16 protein-coding genes and 1 tRNA gene are annotated in these 15,049 nt (G+C 70.1%); 12 read left to right on the forward strand and 5 right to left on the reverse strand.

Features of this window, described 5'->3' with window-relative positions; all coding sequences use genetic code 11:
* Positions 1-40: 40 nt before the first annotated feature.
* A complete protein-coding gene (locus CBF90_RS03845; RefSeq protein ID WP_088379960.1) occupies positions 41-1,048 on the forward strand; it encodes a DMT family transporter in 1,008 nt (335 codons plus the stop codon).
* On the opposite strand, the gene CBF90_RS03850 is transcribed toward CBF90_RS03845, so the two are convergent.
* From CBF90_RS03850 to CBF90_RS03860, 3 genes are all read right to left on the reverse strand, one after another.
* A complete protein-coding gene (locus CBF90_RS03850) occupies positions 1,014-1,484 on the reverse strand; it encodes an Lrp/AsnC family transcriptional regulator (RefSeq protein ID WP_036304578.1) in 471 nt (156 codons plus the stop codon). The genes CBF90_RS03845 and CBF90_RS03850 overlap by 35 nt on opposite strands.
* Positions 1,485-1,551: 67 nt before the next feature.
* Positions 1,552-2,154, reverse strand: a complete 603-nt coding sequence (locus CBF90_RS03855; protein WP_088379961.1) for a histidine phosphatase family protein — start codon at positions 2,152-2,154, stop codon at positions 1,552-1,554.
* A gap of 37 nt (positions 2,155-2,191) precedes the next feature.
* A complete protein-coding gene (locus CBF90_RS03860; RefSeq protein ID WP_023950715.1) occupies positions 2,192-3,040 on the reverse strand; it encodes a Sir2 family NAD-dependent protein deacetylase in 849 nt (282 codons plus the stop codon).
* A gap of 55 nt (positions 3,041-3,095) precedes the next feature.
* On the opposite strand from CBF90_RS03860, the gene CBF90_RS03865 reads away from it, so the two are divergent.
* Positions 3,096-3,887, forward strand: coding sequence for an RNA methyltransferase (locus CBF90_RS03865; protein ID WP_088379962.1), 792 nt, complete (start codon positions 3,096-3,098; stop codon positions 3,885-3,887).
* On the opposite strand, the gene CBF90_RS03870 is transcribed toward CBF90_RS03865, so the two are convergent.
* A complete protein-coding gene (locus CBF90_RS03870) occupies positions 3,888-4,733 on the reverse strand; it encodes an SGNH/GDSL hydrolase family protein (RefSeq protein WP_023950711.1) in 846 nt (281 codons plus the stop codon).
* A gap of 80 nt (positions 4,734-4,813) precedes the next feature.
* Here CBF90_RS03870 and CBF90_RS03875 point away from each other — a divergent pair, with 80 nt between their 5' ends.
* The 4 genes from CBF90_RS03875 (at position 4,814) to CBF90_RS03890 (ending at position 9,051) form a co-directional block, all read left to right on the forward strand.
* Complete coding sequence (locus CBF90_RS03875; RefSeq protein ID WP_023950709.1) at positions 4,814-6,655, forward strand: DEAD/DEAH box helicase; 1,842 nt, start codon at positions 4,814-4,816, stop codon at positions 6,653-6,655.
* Between the two features lie 96 nt (positions 6,656-6,751).
* A tRNA-Leu gene (locus CBF90_RS03880) sits at positions 6,752-6,836 on the forward strand.
* Between the two features lie 72 nt (positions 6,837-6,908).
* Positions 6,909-8,207 (forward strand): M20/M25/M40 family metallo-hydrolase, encoded by a 1,299-nt coding sequence (locus CBF90_RS03885; protein ID WP_023950707.1) that lies wholly within the window; start codon positions 6,909-6,911, stop codon positions 8,205-8,207.
* Positions 8,208-8,217: 10 nt separating this feature from the next.
* Positions 8,218-9,051 carry an undecaprenyl-diphosphate phosphatase gene (locus tag CBF90_RS03890; RefSeq protein WP_023950705.1) on the forward strand — a complete coding sequence of 278 codons (834 nt, stop codon included), beginning with the start codon at positions 8,218-8,220 and terminating at the stop codon, positions 9,049-9,051.
* A 27-nt stretch (positions 9,052-9,078) separates the two neighbouring features.
* On the opposite strand, the gene CBF90_RS03895 is transcribed toward CBF90_RS03890, so the two are convergent.
* Positions 9,079-9,945: a PAC2 family protein gene (locus tag CBF90_RS03895; RefSeq protein ID WP_023950703.1), complete on the reverse strand. Its 867-nt coding sequence runs from the start codon at positions 9,943-9,945 to the stop codon at positions 9,079-9,081.
* A gap of 122 nt (positions 9,946-10,067) precedes the next feature.
* On the opposite strand from CBF90_RS03895, the gene CBF90_RS03900 reads away from it, so the two are divergent.
* The 6 genes from CBF90_RS03900 to CBF90_RS03925 all read left to right on the forward strand — a co-directional run bounded on the left by CBF90_RS03900 (position 10,068) and on the right by CBF90_RS03925 (position 15,030).
* Entirely contained in the window at positions 10,068-10,748 is a 681-nt protein-coding gene (locus CBF90_RS03900; RefSeq protein ID WP_088380055.1) for an HAD family phosphatase, read from the forward strand.
* Entirely contained in the window at positions 10,745-11,755 is a 1,011-nt protein-coding gene (locus tag CBF90_RS03905) for a tRNA (adenine-N1)-methyltransferase (protein ID WP_088379963.1), read from the forward strand. The genes CBF90_RS03900 and CBF90_RS03905 overlap by 4 nt, the downstream gene beginning before the upstream one ends.
* A gap of 9 nt (positions 11,756-11,764) precedes the next feature.
* Positions 11,765-12,727: an FKBP-type peptidyl-prolyl cis-trans isomerase gene (locus tag CBF90_RS03910; protein ID WP_023950697.1), complete on the forward strand. Its 963-nt coding sequence runs from the start codon at positions 11,765-11,767 to the stop codon at positions 12,725-12,727.
* A gap of 35 nt (positions 12,728-12,762) precedes the next feature.
* Positions 12,763-13,764: a YafY family protein gene (locus tag CBF90_RS03915; protein WP_088379964.1), complete on the forward strand. Its 1,002-nt coding sequence runs from the start codon at positions 12,763-12,765 to the stop codon at positions 13,762-13,764.
* A complete protein-coding gene (locus CBF90_RS03920; RefSeq protein ID WP_064956560.1) occupies positions 13,761-14,720 on the forward strand; it encodes a YafY family protein in 960 nt (319 codons plus the stop codon). Before CBF90_RS03915 ends, CBF90_RS03920 begins: the two co-directional genes overlap by 4 nt.
* Positions 14,721-14,781: 61 nt before the next feature.
* Positions 14,782-15,030, forward strand: coding sequence for a twin-arginine translocase TatA/TatE family subunit (locus tag CBF90_RS03925; RefSeq protein ID WP_023950691.1), 249 nt, complete (start codon positions 14,782-14,784; stop codon positions 15,028-15,030).
* Positions 15,031-15,049 lie beyond the last annotated feature (19 nt).

Genomic DNA, 15,049 nt, shown 5'->3' on the forward strand with positions numbered 1-15,049 from the left:
GAGTGTAGATAACTTTCACCCCTGACCATCGAGGCTGCCGATGACCAATCCCACCGCGCCCCTGCCCATCATCGCAGGCACACCGGAGACGGCGCCCGCCAGCCTGGCCGGCAGGCGAACGGCGGGCATGGCCATGGCCGTCGCCTCGGCGCTGGCCTTCTCGTCGAGCGGTCCGCTCGTGAAGCCGCTGCTCGAGAACGGCTGGTCACTGGGCGCCGCGCTGTTCGTCCGGATCGGCGTGGCGGCCCTGGTGTTGTCGCCGTTCCTCATCCGCGCGATCGCGCGTGAGCGACACTTCCTGCGGCGGCACGCGCTCGCCTTGCTCGCGTTCGGCGCGATGCCCGTCGTCGGATGCCAGCTGTTCTACTTCTCGGCGATGCAGCGGATGCCGGTCGCCGTCGCCCTCCTCATCCAATACCTCGCGCCCGTGCTCCTGGTGATCTGGGTCTGGCTCACCACCCGCCGCCGACCGTCACGGACGGTGATCGCCGGCTCCGTCGTCGCCATGGCGGGGCTGGTGCTGGTCGTCGACATCGCCGGGGCTCGTTTCGATTTCTGGGGCACGCTCCTCGCGCTCGGCGCAGCCCTCTGCACGTGCGTCTACTTCGTCATGGCCGAGCGCACCGGCGACACGCTGCCGCCCCTCGTCCTGGCCGCGGGAGGAATGGTGGTCGCGAGCGCGATCATCGGCACGCTCCTCATCACGGGATTCCTGCCCTTCGCAACGAGCGGCGTGCTCGCAGACGTCGTCGGGATGCAGTTGCCGCCCCTCGTCGTCCTGCTCTGGGTCGGCGCCGCCACCGGGACCGCCTACGCCCTGGGGGTCTCCGCGGTGCCGCGCACGGGATCGCGTCTGGCCTCGTTCATCGGCCTCTCGGAGGTGCTGTTCGCACTGGGCTTCGCGTGGCTGCTCCTGGCCGAGGCGCCCGCACCGGTCCAGTTCGTCGGTGGGGCGCTCATCCTCGTCGGTGTGGTCCTCGTGCGGCTCGACGCCGACCGTGAGCCGGAGAAGGTCAGCCCGCGCGCCCCTCAGCGAGCAGCGGCTTGACCCGATGCGGGATCACGTCGTCCATGATGAGCGAGGTCTCCGTGCGGTCGACCCCGTCGATGGCGAGGATGCGCGCGTCGACGGCGAACAGATGCTGCGTGTCGCGCGCGACCACGCGGACCATCAGGTCGACCTGACCGCTCAGTCCCTGAGCCTGCAGCACCTCGGGAATGGTCGCGAGCTCCTGCGCGATACGCGGGAGCTCGGGTTGGCGGAGCACGACGCTGATGAGCGCCTCGATCGGGAAGCCGAGAGCGCGCATCGAGATCGACCGCTCGTACGAGAGGAACACGCCCGACTGCTCCAGCCGCGCCATGCGCGCCTGGACCGTGTTGCGTGACATCCGCAGGCGCTCGGCGAGGGCGACCACGGTCGCGCGGGGGTCGTCGGCAAGGGCTTCGAGCAGCGCGAGATCGACGCGGTCGTGCATGGTCATGATGCTGGACGATACACCGCTCCGAGCCCGGCTCCGGAACAGGTCGGCAATCGGCGGGCGCGGGCGCTCAGAGCGGCGCGAGCGCGGGGGAGTCGATGAGGCGCAGCCGCTCGCGCTCCATGACGAACGTGTGCGCCGAGCCGTTGGCGAGCCGGACTCCCTGCAACGGGAACTCCTCCGCGGTGGCATGCCGGATGACCTCGCGGATGAGCGCGCCGTGGGCAACGACGATCAGCGGCACCGCGGTCGGCGCCGTGGCGGCACGCGCGTCGCGGACGGCCCGCTCGAGCCCGCGCAGCGCCCGCTCGCGGACCACCGGCCACGGCTCCGCGTTCGGCACGTCGGCCACGGCCCATTCGCCCCAGCGTGCATGGAACTCCTCGACCCCCACGCCCTCGGCATCTCCGTAGCCGCGCTCCCGCAGCTCCGGATAGGTGCGCGGCGCTGCGGCGCCCAGCCCGTCAGCGATGATCCGCGCCGTCTCGGCCGCTCGCGACAGGTCGCTCGAGGCCACGACCGCATCGCCGGCGATCGACTCCCGTAGGGAGACCGCGACCGCGCGGGCCTGCTCACGGCCGGTGTCGTTGAGCGGGATGTCGGTGGAGCCCTGGATCCGGCGTTCGCGGTTCCAGTCGGTCTCGCCGTGGCGCACGAGGGTCAGAATGGTCACCCTTCGACCCTACGCGGGCCTGCGCCGGACCTCGACCTCAGTGCCGCGACGCGAGGGCGTCGGCGAAGACGCGCAGGACACGGCTCGTGCCGTCATCGATCTTGACGGTCGCTTTGGGGTCCGACCTCGTAGCGCCGCGGTTGACGATCACCACCGGCAGCTTGCGTCGTCGGGCGCGCTCGACGAGCCGGACGCCGGAGTTGACCACCAACGACGACCCGGCGACGATGAGGGCCTCGCTCGTGCGCACGAGCTGCTCGGCCTCCGCGAACTTCTCTCGCGGTACGAACTCGCCGAAGAAGACGACATCCGGTTTCAGCATGCCCCCGCAGACCGTGCACGTGGGCACGATGAAGCCGTCGCTCGTCGCGGGCAGGACGTCGCCGTCGGGGCCCAGCTCGACGTTCTCGGGAACCGTGATCCACGGATTGTCCCGTTCCACGCGCTCGGCCAGATCGCGCCGGTCGAAGACCTGACCGCAATGCAGGCAGAAGACGCGTCGCATCGTTCCGTGCAGTTCGACCACCCGGCTGCTTCCGGCCCGCAGATGCAGACCGTCGACGTTCTGCGTGATGACGCCCGTGACGACGCCGGACCGCTCGAGATCCGCCAGCGCCGCATGCCCGTCGTTCGGTCGCGCCGCCGCGAAGGCCTGCCAGCCGAGGTGGCTGCCCACCCAGTACCGCCGACGCGCGTCAGCGCTCGCGAGGAACTGCTGTGCCGTCATAGGCGTGCGCACCGGCGCTCCAGCGCCGCGGTAGTCCGGGATGCCCGAGTCGGTCGACACGCCGGCTCCGGTGAGAACCGCGATGCGACGTCCCGCGAGTACCTCGAGGGCGTTCTCGATCTCGTCGCCCGCGGGCGTCTCGAGGTCGGCGTTCGTCACAGTTCCACTCTACGAGCGTCCGCGCATCGCCCGGGCGACATGCCAGGGTGGGAGGGTGCCCGTGATCCGCATCGACGACGCCTCCGACCCCCGCCTCTCGGACTACCGCGACCTGACCGATGTCGCGCTGCGCCGGGTGCTCGAGCCCGCCGGCGGGCTGTACATCGCCGAGTCGGCGAAGGTCATCGCGCGGGCGCACGCGGCAGGGCACCGGGCGCGCTCGTTCCTCGTGCAGGAGAAATGGCTTCCCGACGTGGTCGACCTGGCAGGCGACGCACCGGTCTTCGTCGTCTCCGACGAGGTCGCCGAAGAGGTGACCGGTTACGCCGTCCACCGCGGCGCCCTCGCCGCCATGCACCGGCCCGTCGCCGCAGCGGTCAGCGACATCGTCGCGGACGCCCGGCTCGTGCTGGTGCTCGAGGACATCGTCGATCACACGAATGTCGGCGCCGCCTTCCGGGCCGCCGCCGGCCTCGGAGCCGATGCGGTCCTCGTGAGCGAGCGTTGCGCCGATCCTCTTTACCGCCGCAGTGTCCGCGTCAGCATGGGGACGGTGTTCCAGGTGCCGTGGACGCGTCTGCCGGCCTGGCCGGAGGCGGCCCCGCTGCTCCGCGAGGCCGGCCTGCACCTCGCTGCCCTCGCTCTCGCGGAGGGCGCTGTGCCGCTCGACGAGTTCGCCGCGGCACGGCCCGATCGGGTGGCGCTGCTCATGGGCACCGAGGGCGACGGGCTGAGCAGGCGTGCGCTCGCTGTGGCGGACAGCGTCGTCACGATCCCGATGGCCGGGGGAGTGGACTCCCTCAACGTCGCGGCAGCCGCCGCGGTGTCGCTGTGGGCGCTGCGCTGATCAGTCGGCGTCGTCGGCGCGGCGCAGGACGGGCAGCGGTTCGGGTCGCTTCGCGGTGATGTGGTCGCCGGACGACTGATGCCGGAGCCGGCGCAGAACCCACGGCATCAGGTACTCGCGGGCCCAGACGAGGTCGTTCGCGCGGGCAGCCCGCCAGGTGAGAACCGGCGTCGTGTCGGGCTGCATCGGCTGCAGGTCGTTGGGCACGTTGAGAGCCCGCAGCACCATGCGCGCGACCTCGTGGTGACCGAGCGAGTTGTAGTGCAACCGGTCGTCGTCGAAGAAGCGCATGTCCTGCACCTCTTTCAGCGCCCACTGATCGGCGACGATCGCGTCGTACCGGTCGGCGATCGCCCGAATGTTCTCGTTGTAGATCGCCACCCGGCCGCGGATGCCGCGGAAGACCGGCGTGAAGTTCGTGTCGATGCCGGTGAAGAGCACGAGCGTCGCCCCTGTCGACGACAGCCGTACGACGGCATCCTCGAACTGCTGCGCGACGGCGTCGGGGTCGGACCCCGGCCGGATGACGTCGTTGCCGCCGGCCGAGAACGTGATCAGGTCGGGCTTGAGCTCGAGCGCGGGCTCGATCTGGTCGGCCACGATCTGGCCGATGAGCTTTCCCCGGACCGCGAGATTCGCGTACGCGAAGTCGGGCACCTGAGAGCTCAGCACCTCGGCCACGCGGTCGGCCCAGCCACGGTGACCGCCGGGACTGCCGGGCTCGGGATCTCCGATTCCCTCGGTGAACGAATCGCCGATCGCCACCATGCGACGCCAGGGATGGGCGGTCTCGTTCGGCACGTAGGGCGTGCGACGCGCGTCCTCGGATGGCTCGTTGTTCCTCATGGCCCCTCCTGAAGCTCGTGCCTGCCACGCTATCTCCTGCCGGGCGATCGTGTGGGTGGGGTCGTTTAAGGTGGTCCATCGTGACAGAGGACCCCCAGGAGCATTTCGGAAGCTTCGCCGCCGAGCACCTGTCACCCTCGTTCCCGCAGCGTGCGCCGTGGGGTACCGCTCAGCGCCTGCGTGCCTGGCAGGCCGAGGCGCTGGACCAGTACTTCGGCGCCGACGGTCCGGAGGGTGTCGGGCGCGGACCGCGCGACTTCCTCGCCGCCGCGACCCCCGGCGCCGGTAAGACGACGTTCGCCCTCCGCCTCGCATCGGAGCTGCTGCGCCGCGACGTCGTCGATCGCATCGTCGTGGTCGCCCCCACCGAGCACCTCAAGACGCAGTGGGCCGATGCCGCCGGCCGAGTCGGCATCCGTCTCGATCCGCGGTTCAGCAACCGCCACGGGATGCCCTCGCGCCAGTACCACGGCGTCGCGGTGACCTATGCGCAGGTCGCGGTCAAAGCATCCGTCCACCAGCGGCTGACGATGGATGCCCGCACCCTGGTCATCCTCGACGAGGTCCACCACGGCGGCGACGCGCTGAGCTGGGGCGACGCGCTGCGCGAGGCGTACGGCCGGGCGACGCGCCGACTGCTGCTCTCGGGAACGCCGTTCCGCAGCGACACCGCTCCCATCCCGTTCGTGGAGTACCACCCGAACGAGAAGGGCATCCGTCTGTCGAAGACGGACTTCAACTACGGGTACGGGCGCGCCCTCGCCGACGGCGTCGTGCGCCCCGTGCTCTTCCTCGTCTACGCCGGCCACATGAAGTGGCGGACCAAGACAGGAGACGAGTTCGAGGCGCACCTGGGCCAGGACAACACGAAGGACATCACGTCGCAGGCCTGGCGGACCGCGCTGAACCCCGAGGGCGACTGGATCCCCGCGGTCCTCAGGTCGGCCGACCGCCGCCTGACCGAGGTGCGCCAGGACGTGCCCGACGCCGGCGGCCTCGTCATCGCGACCGACCAGACGGCCGCACGGGCGTACGCGGAGATCCTCCACCAGATCACCGGCGAGGCCCCGACCGTCGTGCTCTCCGACGACAAGGCGGCGTCGGGCAACATCGAGATCTTCGCCCAGTCGACCACCCGGTGGATGGTCGCGGTGCGCATGGTGTCCGAAGGCGTCGACGTCCCCCGACTCGCGGTGGGCGTCTACGCCACGTCGTCCTCGACGCCGTTGTTCTTCGCACAGGCGATCGGGCGCTTCGTGCGAGCGCGTCGCCGCGGTGAGACCGCGAGCGTGTTCCTGCCGAACGTGCCCGTCCTGCTCAACCTCGCCGCCGAGATGGAGCGTCAGCGCGACCACGCGCTCGATCGCGAAGCCGGCGACGACGACGGTCTCGAAGACACGCTGCTCGCGGAAGCCGAGAGCGAAGACAAAGCATCGGACGAGCTCACGCAGGAGTTCAGCTACCAGGCGCTCGGCTCGGTCGCACACTTCGACCGCGTGCTCTTCGACGGCGCTGAGTTCGGCCAGCTCGCGGTGCCGGGCACACCCGAGGAGGAGGAGTTCCTGGGCATTCCGGGGCTCCTCGAGCCCGAGCACGTGCACGAGCTCCTCATGCAGCGCCAGTCGCGGCAGACCAAGCACCGGCACAGCCGCGAGGCACGCGAGAAGTCGGCCGGCGGCGCGCCCGGCGAAGACGCAGCAGCCGCAGAGACGACGCTGCCCGAGCCGCTTCACCGCTCACTGAAGGAACAGCGGCAGCTGCTCAACAGCCTCGTGGGTCTCTACGCCCGCCAGAGCGGTGAACCGCACGGGCAGATCCACGCGGAGCTGCGCCGTGTGTGCGGCGGGCCGGCCGTGTCACATGCGACGGTGGCGCAGCTTCAGGCGCGCATCGCCGTCCTGCGCTCCCGGGTGAGATCGTGAGTTCGTCACCGCGCCACGCCCGGCGTGCCGACGATTCTTCGCCGCGCCGGTGACGTGTTAGTGTTGTTCCTCGGTTGGGAACAACTGAAAAACACTGCGCGGGTGGCGGAATAGGTAGACGCGCTAGCTTGAGGTGCTAGTGCCCGTATAGGGCGTGGGGGTTCAAGTCCCCCCTCGCGCACAGTGAGAGAAGGGCTCCGGAAACGGAGCCCTTCGTCATTTCCGGCGACGGTTCGCGACTAGCGTGGAGAGCATGTCCGAGTACGACGATCTGCCCGAGGTCGCCCGCGTCGCGCGGGACCTCATCCGCTTCGACACGACCAACTTCGGCGAAGGGCGCTCGCGCGGCGAACGCGAAGCGGCCGAGTACGTGGGGGCGTATCTCGAGGCCCTCGGACTTCGACCCGAGTACTACGAGCCGATCCCGCGGCGCACGAACGTCTCTGTGCGCATCCCGGGTCGCGACAGCTCGAAGCCCGCTCTCGTCCTGCACGGTCACCTCGACGTCGTGCCGGCGATGGCGGAGGACTGGAGCGTCGACCCGTTCGAGGGCGTCGTCCGCGACGGGATGCTGTGGGGTCGCGGCGCCGTGGACATGAAGGACATGGACGCGATGATCCTCACGTCCGTGGCCGAGCTCCTGCGCGCGGGGGAGCAGCCCGAGCGCGATCTGATCGTGACGTTCTTCGCCGACGAGGAGAACGGCGGCGTCGAGGGCTCGCAGCTCGTGGTGCGCGACCGGCCCGAGTGGTTCGCCGGAGCGACCGAGGCGATCAGCGAGGTCGGCGGCTACTCGATCGGCGTCGACGGGCACCGCGCCTACCTGCTGCAGGTCGGTGAGAAGGCTCTGGTGTGGCTTCGGCTCCACGCCACCGGACGGGCCGGGCACGGCAGCCGGCTGCACCCGGACAACGCCATCACTCGCCTGTCCGAGGCCGTGGCGAAGCTCGGGCGCGCGCGCTGGCCGATCGAGCTCACGAACACGACCCGGCGACTCGTCGACGACCTCGCGGCGCTCAGCGGCCGAGACGCGTCGGATCCGGATGCCGTCGCCGACGCGACCGGGCCGACGTCGGCGTTCCTCGCGTCGACCTTCCGCACCACGACGAACCCGACGGGCCTGACCGCCGGCTACAAGCACAACGTCATCCCCGATGCCGCGTCGGCCGCTATCGACGTCCGCACGCTTCCCGGACAGGAGGACGCCGTGCTGGCCGAGATCCAGCGGATCGTCGGCGACGACATCCGAATCGACATCGTGCACCGCGACATCGGCCTCGAGGTCCCCTTTGCGGGCTCGCTCGTCGACGCGATGGTCGGTGCGCTCGGCCGTCACGATCCCGGCGTGCCGGTGCTGCCGTACCTGATGGGCGGCGGCACCGACAACAAAGCGCTCTCGGAACTCGGCATCGCGGGATTCGGCTTCGCGCCGCTGCGCCTCCCGGCAGAGATGGACTTCACGGGTATGTTCCACGGTGTCGACGAACGCGTCCCGATCGACGCGCTCATCTTCGGTCAGCGCGTGCTCACCGATCTGATCCGCACGTACTGAAAGGCCGCTCATGCAGCTCCTCGAAGCCATCATCCTGGGCATCGTCCAGGGCCTGACCGAGTTCCTGCCGATCTCCTCGAGCGCGCACCTGCGCATCGTGGGGGAGTTCCTGCCGTCGGCGCAGGACCCGGGAGCGACCTTCACCGCGATCACTCAGATCGGCACCGAGCTGGCCGTGCTGGTCTATTTCTGGAAGAAGATCACCCGCATCATCGGTCGCTGGTTCCGCTCGTTCAGCGGTTCGGTTCCGCGTGACGACGCCGACGTCCGGCTCGGGTGGATCGTCATCATCGGCACGCTTCCGATCGGCGTGCTCGGATTCCTCTTCCAGGACGTCATCCGCGACACCTTTCGCAACCTCTGGCTCGTGGCGATCGTGCTCATCGTCTTCGGCCTCATCCTCGGAGCGGCCGACGCCCTCGGGCGACGCGTCCGGACCGAGAAGGACCTGACGTACGGTCACGGCCTGGCGCTCGGGTTCGCCCAGGCACTCGCGCTCATCCCGGGCGTCTCGCGCTCGGGCGCCACCACGACGATGGGGCTCGCACTGGGATACACCCGGCCGGCGGCCGCCGAAGTGGCCTTCCTGCTCGCGGTTCCCGCTGTCTTCGGCAGTGGACTCTACGAGCTGCTGCAGGCGATCCGCGAGCCGGGGGCTTCGGTGTTCTCGCTCGTCGACACCGCCGTGGCCACCGTCGTCGCGTTCGGAGTCGGGCTCGCCGTGATCGCCTTCCTCATGCAGTACCTCAAGCGCGGCAGCTTCCTGCCCTTCGTGCTGTACCGGGTGGGCCTGGGAGCGCTGCTCATCATCCTGCTCTCGCTCGGCGTCCTGCAGGCATACTGACCTGGCCGGAGGGTCGCGGCGTGCGTCTCAGCGATGCGGGCCGCGACCGAGGCCACGGCCGTCGCTGCCGTCACCCCGGTGCCGCAGATACTTCTCGAACTCCTGCGCGATGGCGTCACCCGACGCCTCGGGCGAGTCCCACGTATCACGGGTCTGCTCGAGCTGACGGATGTACTCCGTCATCTCCTCGTCGTCCGCTGCGGCGGCGTCGATCGTCGCCTCCCATGCGAGCGCGTCGCCGGGCAGGGAGCCGCGGGCGACTTTGGCGCCCGTGATGCTCTCGAGCTTGTCGAGGAGCGCGAGAGTCGCCTTGGGCGACGGCGAGTGTCCGGCGACATAGTGCGGGACGCTCGCCCACAGCGCCGCGGTGGGGATGCCGGCCTCTTCCGCGGCCGCGGCGATGACCGACAGGATGCCGACGGGCCCCTCATAGGTCGAGCGCTCCAGCCCCAGCGCGGCGCGCAGTTCGTCGTTATCGCTGCCGCTGAAGACGGTGATGGGACGGGTATGGGGGACGTCGCTCATCATCGAGCCGAGCGCGACGACACCGGTGATGTCCTCACTCAGCGCGGCATCCACCAGCTCGGCCGCGAACGACTTCCAGGCCCGCGCCGGCTCGGCGCCGCTGAGGACCCACAGGCGCGTCCCTCGCGCGGTCGCGCGCGGACGCCAGATCGTCGCGTCCGGCCACTTCAGCGAGCGGCGGCCATCAGCGTCGGCCTGGATGTGCGGCCGTGTGTACATGTAGTCGAAGTAGAGCTCGGGATCGACCGAGTAGACGGGGTCGTAGGGACGGGACTCGCGCAGCTGCGTCGCCGCCGCTGTCGCGGCCTCGCCGGCGTCGTTCCAACCGTCGAACGCGACCACGAGGACGCGGCGTCCCAGACTGTTCAACCCGTCCTCCGTTCCGAGCCGGCTCGCTCTGCGCGAGCGGGTCTGCTCCACGATACGCCGCGGCCGGCGCGTGCGGGTCGGGCCACGCGGCGTCTCAGCCCTGCGTCGGTAACATGGTGCGGATGACTTCTCGTTCCCCCGCCGCGGTCCTTTGGGACATGGACGGCACGCTCGTCGACACCGAACCGTACTGGATGGCCGCGGAGGGCCCCCTCGTCGAGAGCTTCGGGGGAGTGTGGACCCCCGAGCAGGCACTCAGCCTCGTGGGGCTGGGGCTCGAGGACTCCGCCCGCATCCTGCAGGATGCCGGCGTCCGTATGCACACGCACGAGATCATCGACCATCTGACCGAGACCGTCTCGGGGCAGCTGCGGATCGGCGGAACGCCGTTCCGCCCCGGCGCCCGCGAGCTGCTCTCGGGGCTTCGCGAAGCCGGTATCAAGACGGCCCTCGTGACGATGTCGATGCGCAGCATGGCCGACACCGTCGTGTCGTCTATCCCGTTCGAGTCGTTCGACGTCGTCATCGCCGGCGATGAGGCGACGCGACCCAAGCCGCACCCCGACCCGTATCTGCAGGCGTGCGAGGCGCTCGGGGTCGACGTCGCCGACACCGTCGCGATCGAGGATTCTCCCAACGGCCTGCGCTCCGCGGTCGCCTCGGGCGCCGTCGCTCTGGGCGTGCCGCTGATGGTGCCCCTCCACGGGCTCGGCGCACACGCGCTCTGGGACTCACTCGCGGGACGCTCGGTGTCCGATCTGGCTGACCTGTTCTCCCTCCACCGACTCGGAGCCTCCGCATGACCGACGATCTCCAGCCGCGCGGCCCGTTCCGCTACGGCGACCGCGTCCAGTTGACCGGCCCCAAGGGACGGATGCACACGATCACCCTCCGCGAGGGAGGAGAGCTGCACACTCACCACGGCGTCCTGCGGCACGAGGTGCTCGTGGGTCAGCCCGACGGTTCGGTGGCGACCAACAGCGGCGGGCACGAGTATCTGGCGCTTCGGCCTCTGCTCCGCGACTTCGTCATGTCGATGCCGCGCGGCGCCGCGATCGTCTATCCGAAGGACGCGGCCCAGATCCTGGCCGCGGCGGACATCTTCCCCGGAGCCGCTGTCGTCGAGGCGGGAGTCGGCTCGGGTGCCCTGTCGCTCTGGCTCCTTCGCGCGATCGGCGACCAGGGGCGGCTCGTGTCGTTCGAGCGCCGCGGCGAGTTCGCCGAGGTGGCCGAAGCGAACGTGGCCACGTTCACGGGCGGCACCCCCGCGAACTGGTCCATCGTCGTCGGGGATCTCGTCGAAAGCCTGCCGGGCGCCGTCGAGCCGGGGACCGTCGACCGCGTCGTCCTCGACATGCTCGCTCCCTGGGAGTGCATCGACGTCGTCGCCGACGCGCTGGCCCCGGGCGGCGTCGTGCTCTGCTATGTCGCGACGGCCACCCAGCTCAGCCGTGTTGCCGAGTATCTCCGCGGCACCGGCCTGTTCACCGATCCCGACGCGTCCGAGACGATGATCCGCGGCTGGCACGTCGAGGGTCTGGCCGTGCGCCCCGATCATCGCATGGTCGCCCACACGGGCTTCCTCATCACCGCGCGCCGCCTCGCCCCCGGGGCGATCCCGCCCGATGTCCGAAAGCGGGCATTGAAGAAGCCGTCGTACGACGACGCGGACGTCGAGATCTGGACCCCGGGCGCCGTCGGAGACCGCGAGATCACGGACAAGAACCTGCGCAAGCGCGTGCGGGAGGCCCAGCGCGCGGCGCGCAGCTCGGTGTCCACGTCGGACGGGCACGACGGCGACTCCGCGTAGACTGGCGCGGTGCGTAGGATCATCGCCGCCGCCGGCGCTCTCTCCCTGACCGTGCTCGCTCTGACGGCCTGTGCGACGCCGTCCTCGGGCTCGGAGTCGTGCACGCGCGACGTATCCGGGTCGACGGCGCTCGACCTCATCGACGTCACCGACACGGAGGTGGGCACCAAGCCCGCCGTCGCGCTGTCGGCGCCGGTCCACGTCGACGGCCTCGCGGCACGCGACGCCGTCACGGGAGACGGTCGCGCGATCACGAGCGACGCTCAAGACGTCGTCTTCGACCTGACCGTCCTCGACGGGTCGTCCGGCGCGCCGATCGCGGCATCCGGTTACACCGGCACGCTATCGGAGGTGTACCCGCTCGACAGCTGGGAGGCGACCTTCCCGGGACTCGTCGACGCCCTCCACTGCGCGACTGAGGGATCCCGCGTGGTGATGGCCCTCGGTCCCGACGAGGTCACGGCAGACACCCGCGCCCGCTTCGGAATGACCGAGGATGCGACGACGGTCGTCGTGCTCGACCTGCAGAAGGTCTACCTCGCCGCCGCCGACGGCGCGGACCAGTTCAACGACCGCCCCGGCATGCCCTCGGTCGTGCTGGCCCCCGACGGGCGCCCCGGAATCGTCATCCCCGATAACGCTCCGCCGAGCGACCTCGCCGTCGAGGTGCTGAAGAAGGGCGATGGCCCCGAGGTGACCGGAGACGTCCCGGTTCGAGTGCACTACACCGGCGTGACGTGGGCCGACGAGAAGGTCTTCGACAGCACGTGGGGTCGCGGCGCCCAGCCCATGGAACTCGACAGCACGGTCCCCGGCTTCGCGGATGCGCTCCGCGGTCAGACGGTCGGCTCGCAGATCCTCGTGGTCATCCCGCCCGACCAGGGTTACGGCGACACGGCGCAGGGCGCGATTCCCGCGAACTCGACGCTCGTCTTCGTCGTCGACATCCTCGGCCTCGACGCCGCGTCCTGAGTCGGGCTCCGGCGCGCCCGCCTAGAATCGAAGGCATGTCCATCACGCCCACTCGCGTCCCTCCCGAGGAACGCCTGGTCAACCTCGTCGTCGCGCTCATGGCGACCGAGCAGGGGGTGACGAAGGACACGATCCTGGGGTCCGTGTCGGGTTATCGCGAGCAGGCCGAGTCGGGTGCGCGTCGCGAAGCGCTCGAGAAGATGTTCGAACGCGACAAGGAGAACCTGCGCGGACTCGGCGTCCCGATCGAGACCATCGGCGATTACGCCGACCCGGACGATCTCCGCGAGGCGCGCTACCGCATCCCGCCGACCGAGTACGAGCTGCCCGCCGACATCACCTTCACCCCCGCCGAGCTGGCGGTCCTCACGCTCGCCGGGGGAGTGTGGGGCGAGCACACACTGTCGACCGGTGCACGTTCGGGACTGCGCAAGATCCGGTCGCTCGGAATCGAGGTCGACGAGCCGATCATCGGCTTCGCACCGCGGCTCGACCTGCACGATGCATCGTTCCTGCCCTTGCAGCGGGCGATCGAGCAGGCTCGCGAGGTGGAGTTCGACTACCTGCGTCCCGGTTCCGAACGGCCACGGCATCGCCGGGTGCGCCCCTTCGCCCTCGTGGAGTACGAGGCCCGGTGGCACCTCTTCGGGTGGGACACCGGGGTCGAAGCCGAGCGGACGTTCCTGCTCTCGCGGATCCTCGGCGACGTCGTCGTCACCCGCCAGGGATTCAACGAGACGCTCCGAGCCGGCGCCGGCGAACGCGCGCTGGCGGGTCTCCGCGACGTCGCCCGCCGCCAGATCAGCACGGTCATGGTGGTGCCCGGAACGGAGGCGGAGCTTCGTCTGCGCCGTCGAGCCCGTGCCGGGACGGCGACGGGGCGACAGCTGGACGTCCCCTTCGTCGACCTCGAGGTCTTCGCCGACGAACTCGCTTCGTACGGGCCCGAGGTGATGGTCCTCGAGCCGGTCGGGCTCCGGGATGCCGTTGTACAGCGGCTGCGCGCGGCACGCGATCGATCGGCTGCGCCCTCATGAGCGCGCAGCCCGTCGTGGCGACCGACCGCGCCGCGCTGATCCTCCAGCTCGTCCCGTACCTCATCGCCCAGGGCGAGGTGACCGTGGCGGATGCCGCGCGCGATTTCGACGTCGACCCGCAGCAGATGCGCGCGATGGTCGAGAAGCTCACCGTCATCGGGCTCCCCGGCGAGGGCGGATTCTGGCAGATGGCGAACGATCTGTTCGACATCGACTGGGACCTCCTCGACAGGGAGGACCGCATCGTCATCACCAACACGGTGGGTCTGGAGCGATCACCCCGCCTCACCGCGCGCGAAGCCGCCGCACTGCTGGCCGGACTCCAGCTCGCCGCGGCCGTTCCCGGCGTCGGCGACAGCGGCATCGTGCAGGGTCTCCTCGCGAAGCTCGCGCGCGGCGCCGGCCAGACTCCCGCCGATGTCATCGTCGCACCCGCGCCCGTCGACGACGTGCGCGAGACGGTCGCGCGCGCGCTCCGCGCTCATGTCGCCGTCGCGTTCACCTACACCGCCCCCGATGCTCAGCCCACGACGCGCACCGTGGATCCGGTCAAGGTCACGATCTCAGCCGGGCAGTGGTACCTCCAGGGCTGGTGCCATACCCGCCGTGCCATGCGGACCTTTCACCTCGACCGCGTCACCGCGCCCGCGCTCACCGACATCCCGGCCCTCCACTCGTCCGAGCCGGTTCCCGAGCTGTTCCAACCGGGCGACGACGAGGTGCTCGCCGAGATCCGCTACCCGTCCCACGCAGCATCCGTGGTCGGCGAATTCCTCGCCAACGCGCAGGTGCAGGACGAGGGCGCGTCGCATACAGCGTTCATCCGCGTCGCCGATCCTCGATCGCTGAAACGGCTGGTGGCTCGCAGCGGCGGCAGCATCGAAGTCGTCGCTCCGCCGGACGCGCGGCGAGCCGCCCATGATTGGGCCCAGGCGGGCCTGGACCAGTACGACTGACGCGGGCTCCGGCACAAAATCCTCGGGTTAGACTGTGCGAAACGATCGACGAGGAGACTCAATGAGCAATCTGTTCGCAGGTCCGCACCTGTGGATCCTACTCATCGTCATCCTGCTGCTCTTCGGTGCCGCGAAGCTGCCGGCGCTGGCGAAGAGCATGGGACAGTCGGCCCGCATCTTCAAGGGTGAGATGAAGGCCATGAAGGACGACGATGCCACGGCCGGCACCGCCACCTCGACGACCGCTGACGTCGCACCCGTCGAGAAGCCCGCGGACCCGAAGAGCGGTCCCGCAGCTCCCACGCCGTAGTCCCGCGTGGTGACGGCTG

The organism is Microbacterium sp. AISO3 (assembly GCF_002204305.1).
In the GTDB taxonomy this organism is placed as follows: Bacteria; Actinomycetota; Actinomycetes; order Actinomycetales; family Microbacteriaceae; genus Microbacterium; species Microbacterium arborescens.